The 18,673-nt window shown below is 58.9% G+C and carries 11 protein-coding genes and 1 riboswitch; of the genes, 4 read left to right on the top strand and 7 right to left on the bottom strand.

The window, feature by feature from the left end:
* Positions 1–201: 201 nt before the first annotated feature.
* Genes CVO96_RS17715 through wbaP form a run of 4 tightly spaced genes read right to left on the bottom strand, consistent with a single transcriptional unit; the run spans position 202 to position 5,274 of the window.
* A complete protein-coding gene (locus CVO96_RS17715) occupies positions 202–1,461 on the bottom strand; it encodes a hypothetical protein (RefSeq protein WP_243398491.1) in 1,260 nt (419 codons plus the stop codon).
* 6 nt (positions 1,462–1,467) lie between these two features.
* Positions 1,468–2,631, bottom strand: coding sequence for a glycosyltransferase family 4 protein (locus CVO96_RS17710; protein ID WP_103313769.1), 1,164 nt, complete (start codon positions 2,629–2,631; stop codon positions 1,468–1,470).
* The gene (locus CVO96_RS17705) at positions 2,628–3,818 is read right to left on the bottom strand and encodes a glycosyltransferase (protein ID WP_103313768.1); all 1,191 of its coding nucleotides are present in this window, start codon (positions 3,816–3,818) and stop codon (positions 2,628–2,630) included. Before CVO96_RS17705 ends, CVO96_RS17710 begins: the two co-directional genes overlap by 4 nt.
* A 4-nt stretch (positions 3,819–3,822) precedes the next feature.
* Positions 3,823–5,274, bottom strand: a complete 1,452-nt coding sequence (gene wbaP / locus CVO96_RS17700; RefSeq protein WP_243398490.1) for an undecaprenyl-phosphate galactose phosphotransferase WbaP — start codon at positions 5,272–5,274, stop codon at positions 3,823–3,825.
* Positions 5,275–6,040: 766 nt separating this feature from the next.
* Between wbaP and CVO96_RS17695 the strand changes: the two genes are divergently transcribed.
* Positions 6,041–7,849, top strand: a complete 1,809-nt coding sequence (locus tag CVO96_RS17695; RefSeq protein WP_103313767.1) for an NPCBM/NEW2 domain-containing protein — start codon at positions 6,041–6,043, stop codon at positions 7,847–7,849.
* A gap of 103 nt (positions 7,850–7,952) precedes the next feature.
* Here the strand turns inward: CVO96_RS17695 and CVO96_RS17690 are convergent, their stop codons facing one another.
* On the bottom strand, positions 7,953–10,148 hold the full coding sequence (locus CVO96_RS17690) for a glycosyltransferase (RefSeq protein ID WP_103313766.1): 2,196 nt from the start codon (positions 10,146–10,148) through the stop codon (positions 7,953–7,955).
* A 138-nt stretch (positions 10,149–10,286) separates the two neighbouring features.
* A complete protein-coding gene (locus tag CVO96_RS17685) occupies positions 10,287–11,015 on the bottom strand; it encodes an NAD-dependent epimerase/dehydratase family protein (protein WP_165795418.1) in 729 nt (242 codons plus the stop codon).
* Between the two features lie 240 nt (positions 11,016–11,255).
* On the opposite strand from CVO96_RS17685, the gene CVO96_RS17680 reads away from it, so the two are divergent.
* Both CVO96_RS17680 and CVO96_RS17675 read left to right on the top strand, forming a co-directional pair.
* Complete coding sequence (locus CVO96_RS17680) at positions 11,256–12,545, top strand: glycosyltransferase (RefSeq protein ID WP_103313764.1); 1,290 nt, start codon at positions 11,256–11,258, stop codon at positions 12,543–12,545.
* On the top strand, positions 12,538–14,016 hold the full coding sequence (locus CVO96_RS17675) for a lipopolysaccharide biosynthesis protein (protein WP_103313763.1): 1,479 nt from the start codon (positions 12,538–12,540) through the stop codon (positions 14,014–14,016). Before CVO96_RS17680 ends, CVO96_RS17675 begins: the two co-directional genes overlap by 8 nt.
* A gap of 721 nt (positions 14,017–14,737) precedes the next feature.
* On the opposite strand, the gene CVO96_RS17670 is transcribed toward CVO96_RS17675, so the two are convergent.
* Positions 14,738–15,670: a glycosyltransferase family 2 protein gene (locus CVO96_RS17670; protein WP_165795417.1), complete on the bottom strand. Its 933-nt coding sequence runs from the start codon at positions 15,668–15,670 to the stop codon at positions 14,738–14,740.
* Positions 15,671–16,406: 736 nt separating this feature from the next.
* Positions 16,407–16,483, top strand: a riboswitch (cyclic di-GMP riboswitch).
* Positions 16,484–16,495: 12 nt separating this feature from the next.
* On the opposite strand from CVO96_RS17670, the gene CVO96_RS21315 reads away from it, so the two are divergent.
* On the top strand, positions 16,496–18,607 hold the full coding sequence (locus CVO96_RS21315; protein ID WP_243398489.1) for an NPCBM/NEW2 domain-containing protein: 2,112 nt from the start codon (positions 16,496–16,498) through the stop codon (positions 18,605–18,607).
* Positions 18,608–18,673 lie beyond the last annotated feature (66 nt).

Here is an 18,673-nt window from a genome sequence, read left to right as displayed (position 1 = left end):
CCATCCACCACGGCCGGCGTTCAGCGCAGCCAGAGCCGGGGAGCTGAAGAGGACGCAGGCACTGCCCTGGCGGTCAGGAGTGTGAGCGCAGCGCTCCCCTCCTGAACCGTTCTTTGCAGCACACCACGGTCACCGTTAACAGATGGTTTACCAGGGTTCGCGCGACCACAACCCTAGGGCCCGGACTCTCCAGACGGCCTGCTAGCGGCCTGGCGGAAGAACGCCAATCCGGACCTTCGATGCCCGGAGCTTGGCCTGCCAGCGAACGTATTCCTGCCGCTCCCTTCCCAACGTGATGGGGCCGGGCAGGCTGACGTTTCCCTGACAGAGGCTGCGGCCGTTCCGATCCCTCGAACAATCCGGAAACCAGAAAGGATTGACCGACGCACGCCCTTTCAGAGGGGTCGACCAGCCGACAATATTGTCTCTGGCGACAACATTGTAAAAAGTCTTGAAGCGCTTGTCGTTATGGATGTCCCACACATAGATACCCACATTCTGACCAGCGATGGCTCGGCCATCGGGCAGATATCCGCTGGAAATCAACCGATTCTCGTATGCCAGCAGATTATGTCCGGCAGACATGGCAATACCAGAATTCGTGCCCACAATCTGGTTATGAAAGGCGCGGATATAGGCAGCGGCGCCGGCCACAGTGCGTGAGCTGCCGTCACCCAGATTCATTCCCGACCCACCGTAGGATAACTTGGTCGGCTGAACATTAAAAGCGCCCTGAAGATAATTGTTGTGAATTTTAATGGAGCTGGACGGCACTCCGCTGGAGAGGTACATACTGATAATCTCTTCGACTCTGCTCTTCCCAGGCTCATTGATGACCTGATTCCAGGCAATTTCAGCACCACTAACATTCTTTATCTGGTTAAATTGCACGAATTGAACCAGATGATATCCGGTTTTAGAGTATTGCTCCTTGCCAATACTGTAACGACCATCGATGTTTAGCGCTTTGTTGCGTAAAATCTTTATCGTCTGTCCAAGTTTAAATTTACCAGTAAATTCCCTCAAATAAATACCAGAAGTGCCAGAAAGTTCATTGTTCTCAATTTTCACATTACGGAATTGCTCCAGATGCACAAATCTTCCTGGCGTCTTATAGTCTTTTAGCGGGGTGTTGGGATTTAGAGCTTGTCCACGACTGTTACGTACAGTCAAATTTGCATTATGGAATGCACTGTAGATCAAACGCCCACGACTCTTAATATTGGAATATTCGATTGTGACTGGCTCAGGAGTACTGATAGTGACTGCGGCCACTTTAGGATCGAGGCTTTGCCAATTACCGCGATAAACGCCGCCCTTAAAAATAACGATCGGCTTCGAGTAACGTATCGTCTGCGCAGAGGAGGAACTGGTTCCCAACAGAAAAAGAGATCCCACAGCCATTACGGCGTATCTGAAGACGGTGCGGGCCCGCTCAGTGCTCAGAATAGTCACGGTCATGCTTCTTCAATGGCCTTTTCGCTGGAGGGCTGTGTGGTAAATGGACATGAGTTCAAGGATATTCTGTGGGCGGGTATACCGGTGCTCAAATTCGGCACGCGCTCCAGCAGACCAGAGGGCACGCTTCTCCGTGGTCATGCTCCCCACAGCCGCCTTGAGCGACTCCGCATCCCCAGGCGCGAAGTGCAGACCCGTTCGTCCCGACTCCACGATCTCCGGTAACGCTCCGACCCGGCTCGCGATGACGGGCAGTCCGACGGCGAAAGCTTCCACGATGGTCATGGGAAAGCCTTCGTACCACTCCGAGGGGAACACGAGGCATTCGGCCTCTCCCGCCAGGCGCATCACTTCCGAACGTGGTCGCTGCCCCAGCCATTCGATGCCTGGGGAAAGACGTGCCGCAGCTTCGACTTCTGGGGCCAGCGGCCCGTGGCCGAGAATTTTCAGGGGCAGGGCGTGTCCAGGGTTCTCCCAGGCCTTCAGCAGCGTGCGTATCCCCTTTTCCGGAGTCAGGCGACCGATGAACAAGGCGTAGCCGCCGCCACCAGAGCCCACTCCCGGATCTTCGTCCAGGAAGTTTGGTTTGACGTGGAGCAGTTCCGGTGGCAGGCCGCCCTCGATGAATTTGTGCCGGGCGAACGAGGTCAACGCGATGTAGGCGTCAATCTCGCGCTGGTAGGTGCGGAAGACGCGGTGGAGCACCTGGGTGCCCGCCACAGTGGCGGAGGCGGCCAGACTCTCGCGGTAGCACCGGTGCTTGATGGCAGGCCAGGGCAGGACACCCAGGCAGTCCTCACATGGTCTGTCGTCGCGGTACAGAAGGGCATTGGCACACACCAGACGGTAATTGTGGAGGGTCTGCACGGCCGCCGCCCCGGCTGCCCTGACCGCCTGGTAAACCGCTGGGGACAGCATGGGAAACGTGTTGTGGAAATGCACGACATCAATGTTCTGCCGCCGCACCAGCTCGGCCAGGGTCCGGGCAGCTTCAGCGTTCCAGACAGTACGGATGGCCATCTTGAGCGCTGGGACATGCTTCAAATCATCGTTACTGACGGTGTAGGTCTCGACCGTATGCCCAGCGGCCACCAGCATCGACCGTTCCGCTTCGAAAACCACATCCTCTCCCCCAGCCTGCTGGTAAAAGTTATGAACAAGCAGGATCTTCATGGGGAAGCCGCTGGCGCGAGGGTTCGGCTGTAGAGTTCCAGATACTTCTCGGCCATGCTTCTGTGACTGAAACGCTCGTGCAGAAGTGGAATACTCCTCCAGGTCAGATCCTGGTAGTCAGGAAGCCGATTGATGGCCTGGGCCAGGAGCCGCCCAATGGCTCGGCTGTCTTCGCTCGGTGCCAGCAACGGGTAGTCGGGCGTGAATACTTCTGCCAGGCCGGGCACCCTGGTGGCGACCACCGGAACTCCCGCCAGCAGCGCCTCGATCGCCACCAGGGCCAGACCCTCGAAGCGCGAGGGCATGAGGACGATATCGAAATGGCCATCCTGCAGGCGACGGGCAAGCGCGGGGACGGGCTCGTGAATGCCGACCTCCCATTTCAGATCAGGCCGGCTTGCCCACTGCTGGAGTTCGCGGGCCTTGCTTCCACTGCCCGCCACATGCAGGTACACGGCCTGGGTGGTGTCGCGGCCTGCATACTCCACGATTTCAGGCAGGAGATCCACGCCCTTTTGAACCTCGAAGCGCCCCGCGAACAAGACCTGCACAGGCTGTCCCAGTGGTCTGGTCGCACGGCCCGGCCCAGAGTCCTCGCTGGGGGGCACTCCCCGGGCCACCCCGTTGTAGATCACCTCGGTATCGTCTGCCGGACTGAGCGGGCGGCCCTGCTCGGTCTGGAATCTCCAGAGGCCGTCCAGACCTGCCTGCGACACAGCAGCCGCTTTCGCACCGGCCATCCGGCCCTCGGCCCAGCGCCCGATGCGGGCCCAGGCCGGCCAGAGCGAGCTGTTGTGGATGGTTCGGATCAACCGTACCTTCGCGGAGAGTCCGAAGAGCGTCGCGCAGGCATACGTCATCTCTGGAATCTCTGTATGCACATGGATGAGGTCGGGGCGAAGCCGCCTGGCCAGGCGGCTGAGCTGCCAGCCAGCATGCAGGGCGCCCCCATATTTCATGCCGATGGTGGTGCCCGAATACACCGGGATGCCCAGACGGGTCAACCGCTGGAGAAAATCTCGACCGATCTGGTTGTCGGCAATACCAAGCACGGCAAAAAAGACGAAATCAACATCCTGATACAGGGCTTCGGCCAGGGAGATCGCCACTTCCTCGGCACCTCCCAGATCAAGGTGAGTGATCACCTGTATGACCTTCAACTTGTGCGTCGAATCTCCAACATCCATTTAATTAGTATGCACCAGAGCCTTTGACGACCACCTGGGCGGTTCTAATTAGAATATAAAGATCAAGCCAGATAGACCAGTTGCGAGCGTAATACGGATCCCAGCGTTCCATCCCCAGGTTTCCCGCTTCCGAACGCCCAGAAACCTGCCAGAGACCGGTCATCCCAGGCTTGACCCTGGTTCGGAGCAGCTGAGTCTGGGACGACAGCTGTTCATGGTGGTATTGCGGCAGGGGGCGAGGCCCGACCAGAGACATCTCACCCAGGACAACGTTGATGAGCTGCGGCAGCTCGTCGAGACTGGTGCGGCGGAGAATCCGGCCTACCCGGGTGATCCGCGGATCATGACGAAGCTTGTAGTTCTTTTCCCACTCCGCACGCAGCGCCGGATCAGCCGCCAACTGCTGCTTCAGGACGGCTTCGGCGTTGGGAACCATGGTGCGGAATTTCCACGCCGTGAAGGGCTGATCCTGAAAACCGACGCGCTTCTGGAAAAACACCGGGGTCGTCCGGTCTTCCAACCAGATCAATGCAGCCACCAGGGCGCAAAGAGGAATCCACAGGGGCGCGCTGCCTATGATCAGCAGCAGATCCAGTCCCCGTTTCGTCCACTGGGCTGGAGCGCTGAGCAGATTCCGGGACACCTCCAGACCCATCACGCCACCGAAATCCCGGGTTTGACTCCACATGGATTCGATCTCAAACAGATCGGGAATCAGAACCACCTTGGGGTAGGGCGCCAGAGGCCCGTCCAGCATTTCCACAAGCTGCTGCCGCTGCAATCCCGGCATGGCCAGGATCGCCACGGGGGCGTCGATGGAGCCCGCACAGGATCCGATGACAGGGACATCGTGAATCGCCAGGCCATGGATACCTTCATCATCGTCGAAGATGGCCACCGGCCGGTAACCGTAGCCCGGATTGGTTCGCAGCGCCTGCACCACCATGGAGCCTGTGGTCGCGCCGCCGTAGACCGCCACAGGCACACCCCAGACGTTGAGTCGGATCAGGGCCGATTTCAGGACGGCCCGGGTCGCCACGATCATGACCAGAGCCAGCGGGAACGACAGCAGCATGAACATGGGTACGTGGGGACGCGACCAGTCGCTGAGCAGCATGCTGGCCAGAGCCGTGACCACGACGATCACCATGAGTTTGGACAGGCGTTCAAGCTGAGTCGGGGGCGCCATCCCCCAGTCGGGCAACAGGTGTGAAATCGCTGCGCCAAGGAGCCACACGACCCCGACGAGAATCAACCAGGGGAGCATATGCGGAGCCGTCAAGTCCTGGCCTCCCAGCGACGCCACCACGGCGACAGCCACAACCAGGGCCGCTATATCTCCGGCACCGACAGCGCAGGCGTTGAGAAATCGCCAGAGGCGCCACATTCCAATGTCGCGCTGGCTGCGGCTGTGTAGCTTGTGCCGGAGGAGAACTGAATTTCTGGTGGCCTGCATCACTGTACTCCCGGATATGTTCAGAGTTGGAAACCGCTTTGAGAGCGAGGTTTTCCCGCTATTCCCAGGTACAGCCTGCGGGCGCGCTCGCTAAGGAATCGTAAAACGCAATCCTCAGCTCGCCGAGCCGCCTCCTGGCACACCCGGGCTCCGTTCATGAGGGTCGCGCTCCGATTGACCTACAGCACAGGGAAATCACAGAGGGCACAGAGTGACGCATTAATGTTGACAAGGCTGTTCAGTCCACATCGGAACTCTGAGCCCTGCACCCCGACCCTGAGACTCAGCTTGCTCCCCATCTCCGGTCAGATACTTGAAATCTGTCTAGACAGGTACGACAGGGCCATCTCCTCCTTTTTGCCGATGACAACAGTGAAAGAGAGTCTTTCTGTCCGGAAACTGACTCTACATTAAGACACTCTATGAGAGGCCGATCGCTCACAACTTGGTGAGGAAGTGTAAGTGGGGAACTCTTCGACGTTGGGTACTACGGCGAGTTTCACTGCCATCTTCATCTCATCTTAAAATAAGCGTAATAAATCTCACACCGAGGTTTACACAAAGCTTTCATAACGCTTCGTTAAGGTACGTCTTGAGCCCGCCGAACGGCCGGTGAACTGCAAAGTAGGCAACGCAAGCATATGTCTGCTCGGTATTCGATCCACTCTGGCCCTAAAGAAAGGGTACCCACACCACAACTGCGGAACGCCTAATAGAGAGTTCCACAGCTATCAACGGTGCTGCCCAACTCGAGAGGAAACCATACATGACCCATTTTCCATCTGCCCGCCTTCGCCCCACCGCCCTGCTCCTGGTATCTCTGTCGCTGGCTGCCTGCGCGCAGCCGCCGAGCGTACCCCAGACAGGTGGGCAAGCGGAAGGGGCGTCGCCCTACGACGGCGTCGACCGCTCCTGGACTGCGACGGACAACGGGCTGGGAGGGAAGCTTCAGGCCCAGGCGATCGATCCCGGCAACAACACACTTTCCAATGAAGGCTGGACGGCCGCTTCCAATGGCTGGGGGCCGATCGAACGCAATAAGAGCAATGGTGAAACAGCGGCTGGAGACGGCAAGACCCTCACGCTGAACGGCAAGACCTATTCCAACGGATTCGGTGTCCACGGCAACTCGTCGATGACTTTTGCCGTCAACGGTCAATGCTCAACCTTCACCAGCGACATCGGGATTGACGATGAGGTGGGCAGCAAGGGCGCCGCGGTCTTCCAGGTCTACGCTGACGGCACCAAGCTGTACGACAGCGGCGTGATGACTGGTTCAAGCGCCACCAAAACAGTCAATGTCAGCATCTCCGGTCGCCGGGAGCTGAAGCTGGTCGTGCAGGATGCCGGCAACAGCAATGCTTACGACCACGCCGACTGGGCGGATGCCAAGTTGCTCTCCTGCACGGTCGCGGCGTCTGGTGGAGGCGTCAGCCCGGCCCCGGCCCCGGCTCCTTCGCCCAACGTGACCTACCAGGGCCCTCTGGTGATCACCAAGGGCGGAACGTACTCCGGAAGTTATCAGAGCACCAATCCAGACGTTCCCGCGATCTCCATCAGAACCACTGAGCCGGTCATCATCCAGAACGCGAATGTGCGCGGCCCGAGTCACCTCATCGCGGGTTTCAACATGAACCTGACCGTCCGCAACACCCGGGCCTACGGAGTGAACCCCAACGTCGCCGGCCGGAACACCGGGCGGTTCATCCTCTCGGAAGACACTTACAATCTGGTCGTTGAAAACAACTACATGGAAGGCACATCCGGTATCTATGTCCGCAACTTCAAGGGCAACCGTGCCGGCGGTCAGACCATCAAGATCCTTCGGAACAAAGTGAAGAACATCGACGGGCGCAAGAGTAACGGAGCAGGCGGATACCAGACCGCGTTTGAACGGGTGCAGTTCACTCAGTTCAACGATGTCCGTGACGTTCCCAACGTCGAAATCGCCTGGAACGAGATCATCAACGAGCCGGGCAAGAGTGGCCTCGAAGAAAACATCAACTTCTACGGGTCAACGGGAACCGCCAGCAGCCGCCTCAAGATCCACAACAACTTCATCAAGGGCGCTTACAACGCCAATCCGGCGACCGATAGTGGTTTTGGTGGCGGCGGCATCATGTTGGGCGACGGGAACCCCGCCTCACTGAGCACGGCTGGCGGCTACATGGACGTGTACAACAACCAGATCGTCAGTACCAGCAATCAGGGTATCGGCATCGCCGGTGGGCACGACCACAACGTGTACAACAACCGGGTCGTCTCCAGCGGTCTCCTGCCGGATGGACGCAAGATTCTGGCTCAGAATGTTGGGGTCTACGTCTGGGATCAGGCGGGCTCGGCCAAGAGCGGCACCTGGTTCAACAACTCCGTGCATGACAACCAGATCGTCTGGATGCGCTACCGCTCTGATGGTTCGAGCTACACCAACAACACCTGGTTTGCCAGCTGCACCTCCAGCTGCTACAACAACTCCAGCCTGCCGGCCCCGGCAACCCTGGCGACCGAACAGGTCGAGTACAACCTGTGGCTGTCGAAGCTGTCCAGCGCAGGCATCAAGATCGGCGTCAACTAAACAGAGTCTGCTCGCTCCGAGGCCCGGCACTGGATGTGATCCAGTGCCGGCCTCCTTTCGCCGGGTTGGAATAACCCGAGAACGCTTTCAGGTCAATCCGGCCTCATGCCTCGGCGTCGTAACTTGCCAGGGTGGCCTGCGTGAAACGGGCCGGAGAGTGATCCTGCATAAAACGCCCGGTCGCCGGCGAGAGCGAGACTGAAGGTAGACGTTCAATGGTGGATGCCAGCGCCACGACGTCTTCAGGAGCGCACAGCAACCCCAGGCAGTATTCGCTGACGGTTTCGGCCAGAACGCCAATGTCTGATGCGACCACCGGAATGCCCAGTGCCGCAGCGATCAGCAGCGGCCCACTCTGTCCGGCGAACACGCGGCGGTACGGCAGGATCACGCAGTCGGCAGCGATGAAATAGCTCTCCACGTCTTCGTCCGGGACATGCTCCAGCAGAAAGTGTGTCCGCCGACTCACCCCACAGTCTTCGGCCATGTCGATCAACGACTGGGCATCGAAAGCGCGCGCAGCGCCGACGACCATCAGATGATACTGGTCGGGAAGCAGGGCCAGGGCCCGGATCGCCAGATCTATACCCTTGTCCTGGCGGGTTCCCCCAAACGCGAGCAGGGCCGAGGCGCCTTCTGGGATGCTGAAGCGGTGGCGGACGCTGTCGCGCAGAGTCACTCGCGCCGCGGCGGAATAGGTACCCGACTCGGCAAAATAGGGAACAGTGTCGACTCGCAGGTGCGGGGCTTTGTCCGTCAACTGTCCGGCGAGGCCCCTGGAGTGGACGAGAATACGGACGCGGAGCATCCCGAGCGCGCGCACGATCAGCAGATGCGCCGCCTCGCTCTGGGGCGATCCACCTTCAGCCTTGTACCGCCTCAGGAAATAGAGCCAGTGCAGGGTGGCACGCACCCTGACTGAACTCAACATGTGCTGGGACAGCAGGAGTGCCAGGAGCCACGACTGGGTGAAGCTGTCCAGATAGAGGAGGTGTATGACATCGGCCCTCTCGGCCTTCGCCAGCCGCAGGGCCTCACGGAAGAACCGGATGTTGGCTGTCTCACGGCCAAGCCGCGAAAGCTGATAATACTGGGCCATTCCTTCAGGGAAGAGCGGCAGGACGCTGCCACGCACTTTGGGCACGCGTGCACACACGGTCGTGACCAGGGCCTCGGAGCCGATCAGGTGCACGGAGTGCCCGGCCCCCACCAGCCCCTGAGCCAGCATCAGCGCATAGCTGCCATGATGCCCCGTGTCGAGTGGATCGATCAGGGCGATCCTGTACGAAGTCCTCTCGGGACGCTGCTCCGCATTCTTCTGAGGGTGTCTCTCAGGACGGCCGGGCCTGAACCGCCGCAGGAGCGAACTGAGCGTGCGGCGGGTCTCCAGTGGAATCAACCAGCCCAGGACGAACCGGATCACTTCGAACCGTCGTGGCCTGGCCCGGAAGAATGCCGCCGAGAGAGGAACGACGGCTCCTAGGTTGTGGGTCAGCTGGGCCGCCGCCGACACGTGAGAATTGAGGAAGCCCACGAAGGCTCGGGGCGACATCGTCCCACGCTGCAGGTGTCCCAGAGCCCAGTCGAAGGAGAAGCGCCAGTTCAGCTGACGGCTGACAGAAGGCCGGGGTTCCTCGTAGTACCAGACTGCCGCCACCGTAGGGCTGAAGGCGAGGTGAACCCCCTGGCGGCCCGCGGCCCGCAGAAGCCAGTCCCAATCCTGATGCTTGAGGAGCCCGGGCACAAACGGCACGTCGAGCAGCAGGTCGCGGGGAACCATCAGCAAGCTGCTGACGAGGCCGCAGGGCTTTTCGCCAGGAGTCCGGCGGGCCAGCAGGTAATCACCGAGCGCTTCCCCCTGCTCCTGAGGCCGGACAGGGTTGAGTTCGTCGCCCCGTGGAGTCCGTTCGATCCAGGGGCAGGCGACGATCGGCCGACCAGGGGCGCGGCGGGCGACCTCCAGCTGCTCCGACAGCTTGTGGGGGAGCCATTCGTCGTCGTCGTCGAGCAGCGCTATCCACTCGGCACGCGCAGCCCTGACACCGATGTTCCTGGCCTCTCCCCCACCGACCCGCTCCGCCAGTTCGATGAGACGTACCCGGATATCCCCGACACTCTGCACTGCAGCGTATGTGGCCGGGTCTGGGCCATCGACCACGATGATGATCTCGATCTCCCGGAGCGTCTGGTGAAGGGCACTCTTCAGGGCACGCTGGAGCAACAGCTCGGCCCGACCACGGGTCGGAATGATCACAGAAACCTGTGGAGGATCAGAACGTTCGGGCATGGACTTCGTCACGGCCTGTTCAGCGTAATGGATAAGCCACCGGCGAGCATCCGCACCTGGCCACTGGTGGCCGACGAGGGGTCACCCTGGACGGCCATTGAGGGGAGAGCCAAACACAGGACTGTCACCACATCCCTGCAGTCCATGACCTCAGGGAGAGGCATACTCGTCCGCCCTGGATCTGATCGAGATAGCGCCGGCGGAGGAGAAATGTTCCATCAAGAACAGGCAGGCGTCGGTGGGGTTGAGCGAGTACAGCTGGTCGCCAGATTCGGCGAAAGCGCGGTAAACCCCACCTCCAGACGACGAGTCTGTGGACTGAATCATGATCCCGGGCGCTGCCGGTTCGCGTGCCACAGCGACATCTCCCGATTCCAGAAAAAACTGCGCCGAGATGAAATCGCAGCTGTACTGCTGACGGTATCGGTCACACAGCCCCAGGGCCACGAGTTGCAGCAGGGCGCCTGCAGGCAGACTTTCTCCGCTGGAGAGTGACTCGGCAGTGAGGTTCCACGCGCCGTCGGCTCCCTGGTCGCCCGAAAAGCAGGCGATGTTCAGCAGTTTCCTCACTTCATAGACGTAAGAAGCGTGAATGACATTGGAGAGTCCCAGCAGCCGGCTGTACAGGTGCTCAGCCGGATGGGTCAGTTGGTCGACCTGCTCCGCCGTCTCTTCGGTAACCACAAAAACGTAGTCAGGGAGCTCCTGCTCGAAGAACAGATTCACGTCCAATTGACTGCGTAAATTGAGCTCCTGCCCTGTTCGGGTGATGACCTGCTGGTAGCCGGAAGTGTGCAGCTTGCGACAGAGCATCTGGCCCAGAGGGCAGTCGTGCCCGGCCACATAAATTTTGGCGTCCAGAGGAAGTCGCATGCTCATTCGTGTGCAGTGTGGGCCTGTGGGCGTTACCTCGCCGTTAAAGTGGAAAGCGGTCCGGGCGTGAACAGGCTTCATAGGTCACCGCATCTGGAGAAGCAGGCCACTGCCGAAAGTCAGGAGCTTCTTCGTCGGCAGGGGGTTTGCATTCCGGTTACGGCGCCCATTCTAGAATTCAGGCATGACTGAGCGCCGCGTCGCTGTTCGTCCGGGGGCGGCCCTGTGTTGCCGAAACCTCCGGTGATGCACATCCTTCACCTCAACACGTCCGACAGTGCTGGCGGGGCGGCGCGTGGGGCCTACTGGCTTCACCGGGCTCTGGCGACACGCGCCAATTCTCAGATGCTGGTTCAACATAAATCGACACAGGACGACAGCGTGAGGGTTCACCGTTCGAGTCGTCTTGATGGCGTCGCCAGACGAACAGACCGCGCGCTGCTGAGACCGTATCCTGCGGCCCCAACCGATTTCTCGTTGGCCGCCCTTCCCCGCACCGTACACCGCGAGGTCAATCAACTGAACCCCGATATCGTCAACCTGCACTGGATCAATGGGGGCTTCATGACTCCGGAGAATATTCGGCAGATTCGCGCCCCGGTCGTCTGGACACTGCGCGACCTCTGGCCCATGACAGGCGGCTGCCACTACGCCCGGGGATGTGAGGGTTTCACCGTGGAGTGTGGCCATTGCCCGCAGCTCCGCTCGACCCGAGAGCACGATCCTTCGCGCTGGCTCTGGACACGGAAACGGCGGGCCTGGCGCGACACGGAACTGACCCTGGTGGCCCTCAGCGGATGGCTGGCCCGTGAGGCGAAGAGGAGCTCCCTGCTGGGTGGCTACGAAACCCTGGTCATCCCCAACGCTCTGGACACGGACACGTTTCAGCCGCAGCAGCGCGCCCAGGTACAGGCCACGCTGGGCTTACCCCAAGACCGGAGATACATCCTGTTCAGCGCCATGAATCCGCTGGAGGACAAGCGGAAAGGCTTCGCTCAGTTAAAAGCAGCGCTCGGCCTCCTGGCGGCCCGGCCTGACGCCGAGCACATCGAACTCCTGGTGGCCGGGGCCTTATATTCTGAACTCCCTTCGCTGCCCATCAAGGCCAGGTTTCTGGGCCTCATCAGTGATGACCTGACGATGAGCCGACTCTATTCGGCAGCGACCGTGACGGTGATGCCTTCCATCGAGGAGGCGTTCGGCAAGGTGGCCATGGAGTCACTGGCCTGCGGCACCCCAGTGGTCTGCCTACGGGACACAGGAACAGCTGAGATCGTCCAACATCTGCAGCACGGCTATCATGCAGCACCGCTCGATATCGCGGATCTGGCAGCTGGGCTGGAGTATGTGCTCGATCATTCCCATCCAGAGGCGATGGCGACAGCTGTGAGGGAACACGTCATGAACACGTATACGTATGGTCATCAGGCCGACTCATATCTGAAGCTGTATGAGCACCTGATAGATCGTCGACGATCTCGCACCCATGACCACGCACGTCGTTCAGCTGTGGAAACCCAGGATATTCGTGAGTGATCTCAAATCCCGAACCGTAACCGCTATTAAGTGGAGCTATTTCTCCATGTTCAGCGGATTAGCATTGCAATTGCTCTTCGCTGCTATCCTCTCGCGCCTTCTGACCAAAGAACAGTTCGGCGTCTGGTATACAGCAACACTGCTTCAAAGTTTTGGACAGTTCATCGCCAATCTTGGGGTTGGTCAGGCCATCGTACAGAAAGCAAAATTGACGGACGATGACGTTCGAGCCGGTTTCACTTCGTCCATCTTATTGGGTGTACTGGCTACCGCACTGGCGTGGATCAGCGCCCCCTACGCGGGCACCTATTTCAACAACCCAGATCTCGTCCCTATTTTTCGGGCATATTCATGGGTGTTTGTCATCAATAGTGGCATCGTCGTGTCTCATAGTCTGCTGCGGCGTGCCCTGAAGTTCCGACCATTGGTGATCTCAGAGTTGAGCATGTATATTCTCGGCCATGGAATTCTGGGACTCGGGTCGGCCTATCTTGGGTATGGGACCTACAGTCTGGTCATCAGTGCGTTATCGCAGGGTCTTATACAACTTATAATCCTGTACGCTGCCACACGGCACACATTGCGACCCGTATTCAGATGGTCTGCCTATAAGGATCTTTACCTGTTTGGCACGCGTGCGACCGTCGTTACCTTCCTCGAGTTCATCAGTGGCAGCCTGGACACCTTTTTGATTGCCAAGCTCTACAATCCCGCAGCGCTGGGGCTTTATTCCAGAACATTCAGTACCATTGCCCAACCTGCAATGGGGTTTGCCATGAGCCTCTCACGTGTCCTCGCGCCGTCATTTAGTGCGGTTCAGGGCGAGCCAGAACGGCTTAAACGCGCGTATCTCTCAGGACTCCGGGCATTGTCGCTGATCATCTTCACGGCGGCCGGATGTATCGTAGTCGATGCTCCGGAAATCGTCCGTGTCATGCTTGGGCCAACATTCCTCGACTCCATCGTGCTGATGCAGATCTTCGCCTTCTTTATCCCCTTCTCGGTTCTCACCAATCTCTCGGGTGTTCTGGCTGAGGCCACGGCACATCTGAAGAGCAAAATAGTGATACAGTCAACCTATTTTATTACGCTTCTGATTGCGTTCTGGTCGACCCATCAACTGGGTATGGGAGTTGAGGCGTTCGCAGTCGTACTCGTCATCTGGTCAGTGTTCAGAAGCGCGGCCTTCGCTATTCTGGCACGCCGCATCATTCAGGGAGGCGGGCGCGACATAGCCTTCTCTTACCTCCTGGGTGGAGCCTGCGGGTTAGGAGCGGCCCTTCTGACTGCAGCTATAGTGATCCCATTGCGGGCCATCCTCCCATTGCCTGCACTCTTCATCACCGAGGTGATTCTTGGTGGTCTGATGCTCGGCGGTGTTGTGATCCTGGGCCCCCCCAATGAGCTTCAGCGGATGGCTAAAGCGAGTCTGTCCCGCCTGACACGTCGCTCAGCGAACTCGGCCGGCTAGTGCTCGCCCCGCAGCCTCTGCAGACGCCAATTGCGATCGGCACGGAACCGAGCGCAGGTGGTAGGAACGCGGCATCCGAACACACTGGAGAGCAGTCGTCACAAATCTCGTTCCAGATGACGACTCCTTGACGACCACGCGAAGGGTTGCTGCAATGTCTAACGTCTGGGCGCAACGATGAAGCCTGGATTCACCTCCGCTCAGTAAACCACGACCAGCGCGATGCCGGCCCCCGCCGCGTCCCGTGCTGTTCGCTGGCCGGCGCCGCCGTGACTCGCACCGGCACCGTCCACGCTGGCGCCCATAGGTGACTCGTTTCCAGGCACTGACCAGTCCTCGATCTCATTTTCTGAGGCGGCCGGGGCCGCCAGGAGAGGAATCTGCGTGTTTCTCTCCAGGCACGCCTTCATATCCTTACGGCGTCTGGAATGCTGAGGGCCGGCTGAGTTTCTCTCATCATATATGCTCTGGAGAGTGTCGCTGTTGATGGTTGTGGGCTCACCAATTCTGGATCCTTCGCGAGGTTGGTCAAAGGTCACGCGCGGCATTTAAGAAACATGCTACCTAAAACTGTCGGTATATCCGTTAACACAGTGTTTCAGCGCAGTGGGAGATAGGCGCCGGCCCGAAGCTTCGGACAACAGTGAACGCCGATCTGAAGCAATGTCAGCAGATCAAAACAGGGTCGGATACGGCCATACTTTCCCAGTTCTAGGAGAATTTAGGTTTCCCGTAGAAAGATCCAGCCTAAATTTCTAGCCAGGCCAATTTTGTAAAATCCGTGTCTGAAGATGGTTAATATCCGTTGCGGGTATTGCATCATAGGCATCTTAGAAAAAATTAAGGCCTTCTCGGACTGATTCGTCCCCTTGTAAACCTCACTGAATGCCCGTGCTTGTCGGGCTGCATCTAATTTACGACGAGCCATCTGCTCTCTCTCGCGCCTTACTTTTTGCAGAATAAGACGCCTATTGAATTTGACAGCTCCCAGTTGGTTAGATGTATGCTGACGATACATTATAGTCGGTTCGTGGATGGGTATTAATTTGCCAAAAGCGCATGCCACAATAGCCAGCCACCAATCATGAATGAGGGCTTTTTCAGGCATTGGGTTCGCCATTTTAATAAGGGTTTTGTTGGCAAGCATTGTGCAGCCTGTCACAATATTCTGGGTGAGTATTCTCCCGAACTGCTCGCCAGACTCAGGGACAATGTACTGATATTTCCACATGGATGGATCAATCAACCCGTCAGAATCATTGATCAGGCAGGCATCCGAGTGGAGAAGAATTGGGCAATCAGAGCCATAAGACTTTTCAGCCTCATACATAGTATCGAGCAGTCTTTTGAGTTTATCAGGCAGCCAGATATCGTCCTGATCGGCGAAAAATACATAATCGCCCGTGCACTTCGTCATAAGGAAAGCGAAATTGTTTCTGGCACTTCCACATTTTACACTGTATATCTCAATACTATCAAACTTCGTGCGATATTCTTCGAGAATTTCAGGTGTACTATCTTGAGAATGATCGTCATTAATTAGTAACTTAAACTCACTGATAGTCTGCGACAACAGACTATCCAACTGCTTTCGCAGAAAATTTTCACCATTATACGTGGCCATCACTACTTCGACACTCTTTACTGTAGACACAACTCTCCTATCATATGACGACTGGCAGAAAATCATTCTCCAACTAGATGCATCAATGTAAAGTTTTACATTGAGCAAAACATGGTGACCCTCACACCCCCGCCAGTCGGGAACCTGTTGCACTATCCCATTCAGGTCTTGGGGCGATCTTAATATTTCCATAATGTGACTGCCTGGGTATGCCGTTCGCGGTGACATTTATCCTCACCCAGCCACCGCACGTGCTAAAGGAGCTTCGAGCCCTGGCCCACAGTGAGTGAGGCTGAGAAGCCAGGAGAAGTGCCAGTAGCGCGCACTGGCGATCTCGGTTGAACAACGTCGCCAGGGCCCCGACGGCTTCATTGAGCCGTCCCTCCGACATGGAGTTAAAAAATCTGCGAGCAGGGCGCACTTTGCTGTTCCGCCAGCCCAGGCCGATCCCTCCATAAGTCTGTGCAGCCGCCCATTGGATCCCGAGGTCGCCGGCGGCTCTGACCCATACACCAGGCCACTGGTGGGGCCACCCCTGCGCCCTTACAGAACTCTGACGACGCGGAGCAGGACGGATCCGGAAGTTCATTTAAGGGTGACGCAAGGCAGACGCCGTGTGGGACGCACCCCAACCCTGGGACAGAGGGCCAGGCAGGGATTTATGAAGGGTCAATGTGCCTGACCTTTATGTAACGGAAATGTGCAGCGCCCTCCGGCAAGATGAACGACGTCAGCAAGACCCGCCGCTAGCGACTGACGAAACCTAAACCGACACAGGCAAAACCTCCGCGAGGAGGCGACGCAAAGCCACGGAACTCCTCTGGAGTCAGCCGGGTTGCCGAAAGTAGGGACACTATGAATCTGACCAACCGGCACCACCGCTCAGCCCCCGCCCGCACCCTGTTCGCCTGCACCCTGGCTCTCGCCCTGGCCGCCTGTTCAACGTCGACTCCCCCAACCCCCGGCGGAAATGCGGATGCTGGCGGTACGCCTGGCCTGGGCATGCCCACGGCGGCGGACATCACGACCGACTTTCCACTGAAGGAGCTGGCCCTGGCGATCGCCACCGGCGATAACGCGCTGACCGGCAAAATCTGGTCGTCTGCAGTCAATGGGTACGGCCCCGTGGAGATCAACAAGAGCAACGGCGAGGCGGGCACCAGTGACGGCCGCGTGATCACCCTGAATACCAAGACCTACAGCCGCGGCTACGGGGTTCATGCCGGCTCGCAGATGACGTTTGCTGTGGGCGGTAAATGCCGTTACCTGACTTCCGATATTGGGCTGGACGACGAAGTCGGTTCACGCGGCAGCGTGGTGTTCCAGGTTTTCGGAGACGGAGTCAAGCTGTACGACAGCGGCATCATGACCGGAGCCACGGCCACCAAAACGATCAAGATCGATATTGCGGGTCGCAAAGACCTGCGTCTGGCCGTCACCGACGCCGGAGACAACAATGGGTACGACCACGCCGACTGGGCGAACCCCTACCTGCTGGGGTGTGAAACGACCGCCCCGCCCGTGACCTCAGGGGTCGTGCCGGCTCCCACAGGGACGTACACTTTCCTGGCGAACGAGTCCAAGTCCTTTACTGTGTCGGGAACGCAGACCGTGCGCTACGGCGGTGGCGCCAGCTGGATCGCCAAGTCTGTCACGAACGCTGGCGAGTGCACGAACGGTTTTTTCGGTGCTGATCCCCTGGTCGGCGTCGCCAAGGTGTGCGAACTGCTTGTTACTCCTCCTGCCCCTGCCCCTGCCCCTGCCCCTGCCCCTGCCCCTGCCCCTGCCCCTGCCCCTGCCCCTGCCCCTGCCCCTGCCCCTGCCCCTGCCCCTGCCCCTGCCCCTGCCCCTGCTCCTGTGGTCAGCACCTCACCGTACGCTGCTCCTCTGACGATCACCAAGGGTGGGACGTACACCGGCGCCTGGGAGAGCCTCGATCCAGCAGTCGCAGCGGTCAAGATCATGACCTCCGAGCCGGTCATCATCGAAAACTGCCTGCTGCGGAGTAAGGGAACCCTGATCCTGGCTCCGTGGAGCCGCGCCAATCTGACCGTGCGTGGCTGTAAGGGCATCGGGCTGAACCCGAACGATACGACCCGGATCCCCGGACGCTTCGTTCATGCAGAGGGTTTCGAGTCCATGGTGATTGAGCGCAATACCTTCGAGGGCACCAGCGGGATCTACCTGAACAAGTGGGTCGGTGACGCTACCCTTCCGACGACGATCACCGTACGCCAAAACCTGGGCAGAAACATCGAAGGGCGTTTTAGCGACGGGAACGACGGCTTCCAGTCCACCTTCTACCGCGTGCAGTTCACTCAGCTCAACGGCATGAGCAACATCCCCCGCGTCGAAATCGCCTGGAACCGGGTCGAGAACGTGGCGCGTAAGAGTCACGTGGAAGATGTGATCAATATCTACGGCTCGACCGGCACTCCTGCCAGCCCGATCCGGGTTTCCAACAACCTGATTGCTGGGGCGTACGCAGGAATCCCCAACAGCAGTTACTCCGGTGGCGGCATCATGTTGGGTGACGGTGGAGGCGCTTACCAGGAAGCTTCGAACAACACCGTACTGGAAACCAGCAACTACGGTATCGCCGCGGCCAGTGGCAACTACATCAACATCAAGAACAATCTGGTGCTGGGAACGGGCAAACTCGCAGACGGCACCATTCTGGACGCCGACCCCGACGCCGGTATCTACCTGAGGGACTACTCGAACGACCCGGCCCATATCATCTCCAGCGTCGTGGCTTCAGGCAACCTTGTCGGCTGGGGACGCCCCAAGCCCACGAATGCCAACTCCCGCTGGGACTACTCGATCAGCTCGACGGGCGGCGTCGGCCTCTCGAACACGAATGTCCAGAAGGCCAATGCGGCTGTTGATCCCGCCCTGCTGACCAACGCCGTAGCAGCCTGGGAAACCAGCGTGGCGACGAACGGCCTGGAAATTGGAGCCCGTTGATCGGGGAACACGCCCACACACCAGGCCGGCACTGAACGAAGGCGCTCCATAAGCACACCACCATAA

Origin of the sequence: Deinococcus koreensis (assembly GCF_002901445.1) — a bacterium.
GTDB classification, from domain to species: domain Bacteria; phylum Deinococcota; class Deinococci; order Deinococcales; family Deinococcaceae; genus Deinococcus; species Deinococcus koreensis.
This window is presented reverse-complemented; position numbering and strand designations above follow the sequence as displayed.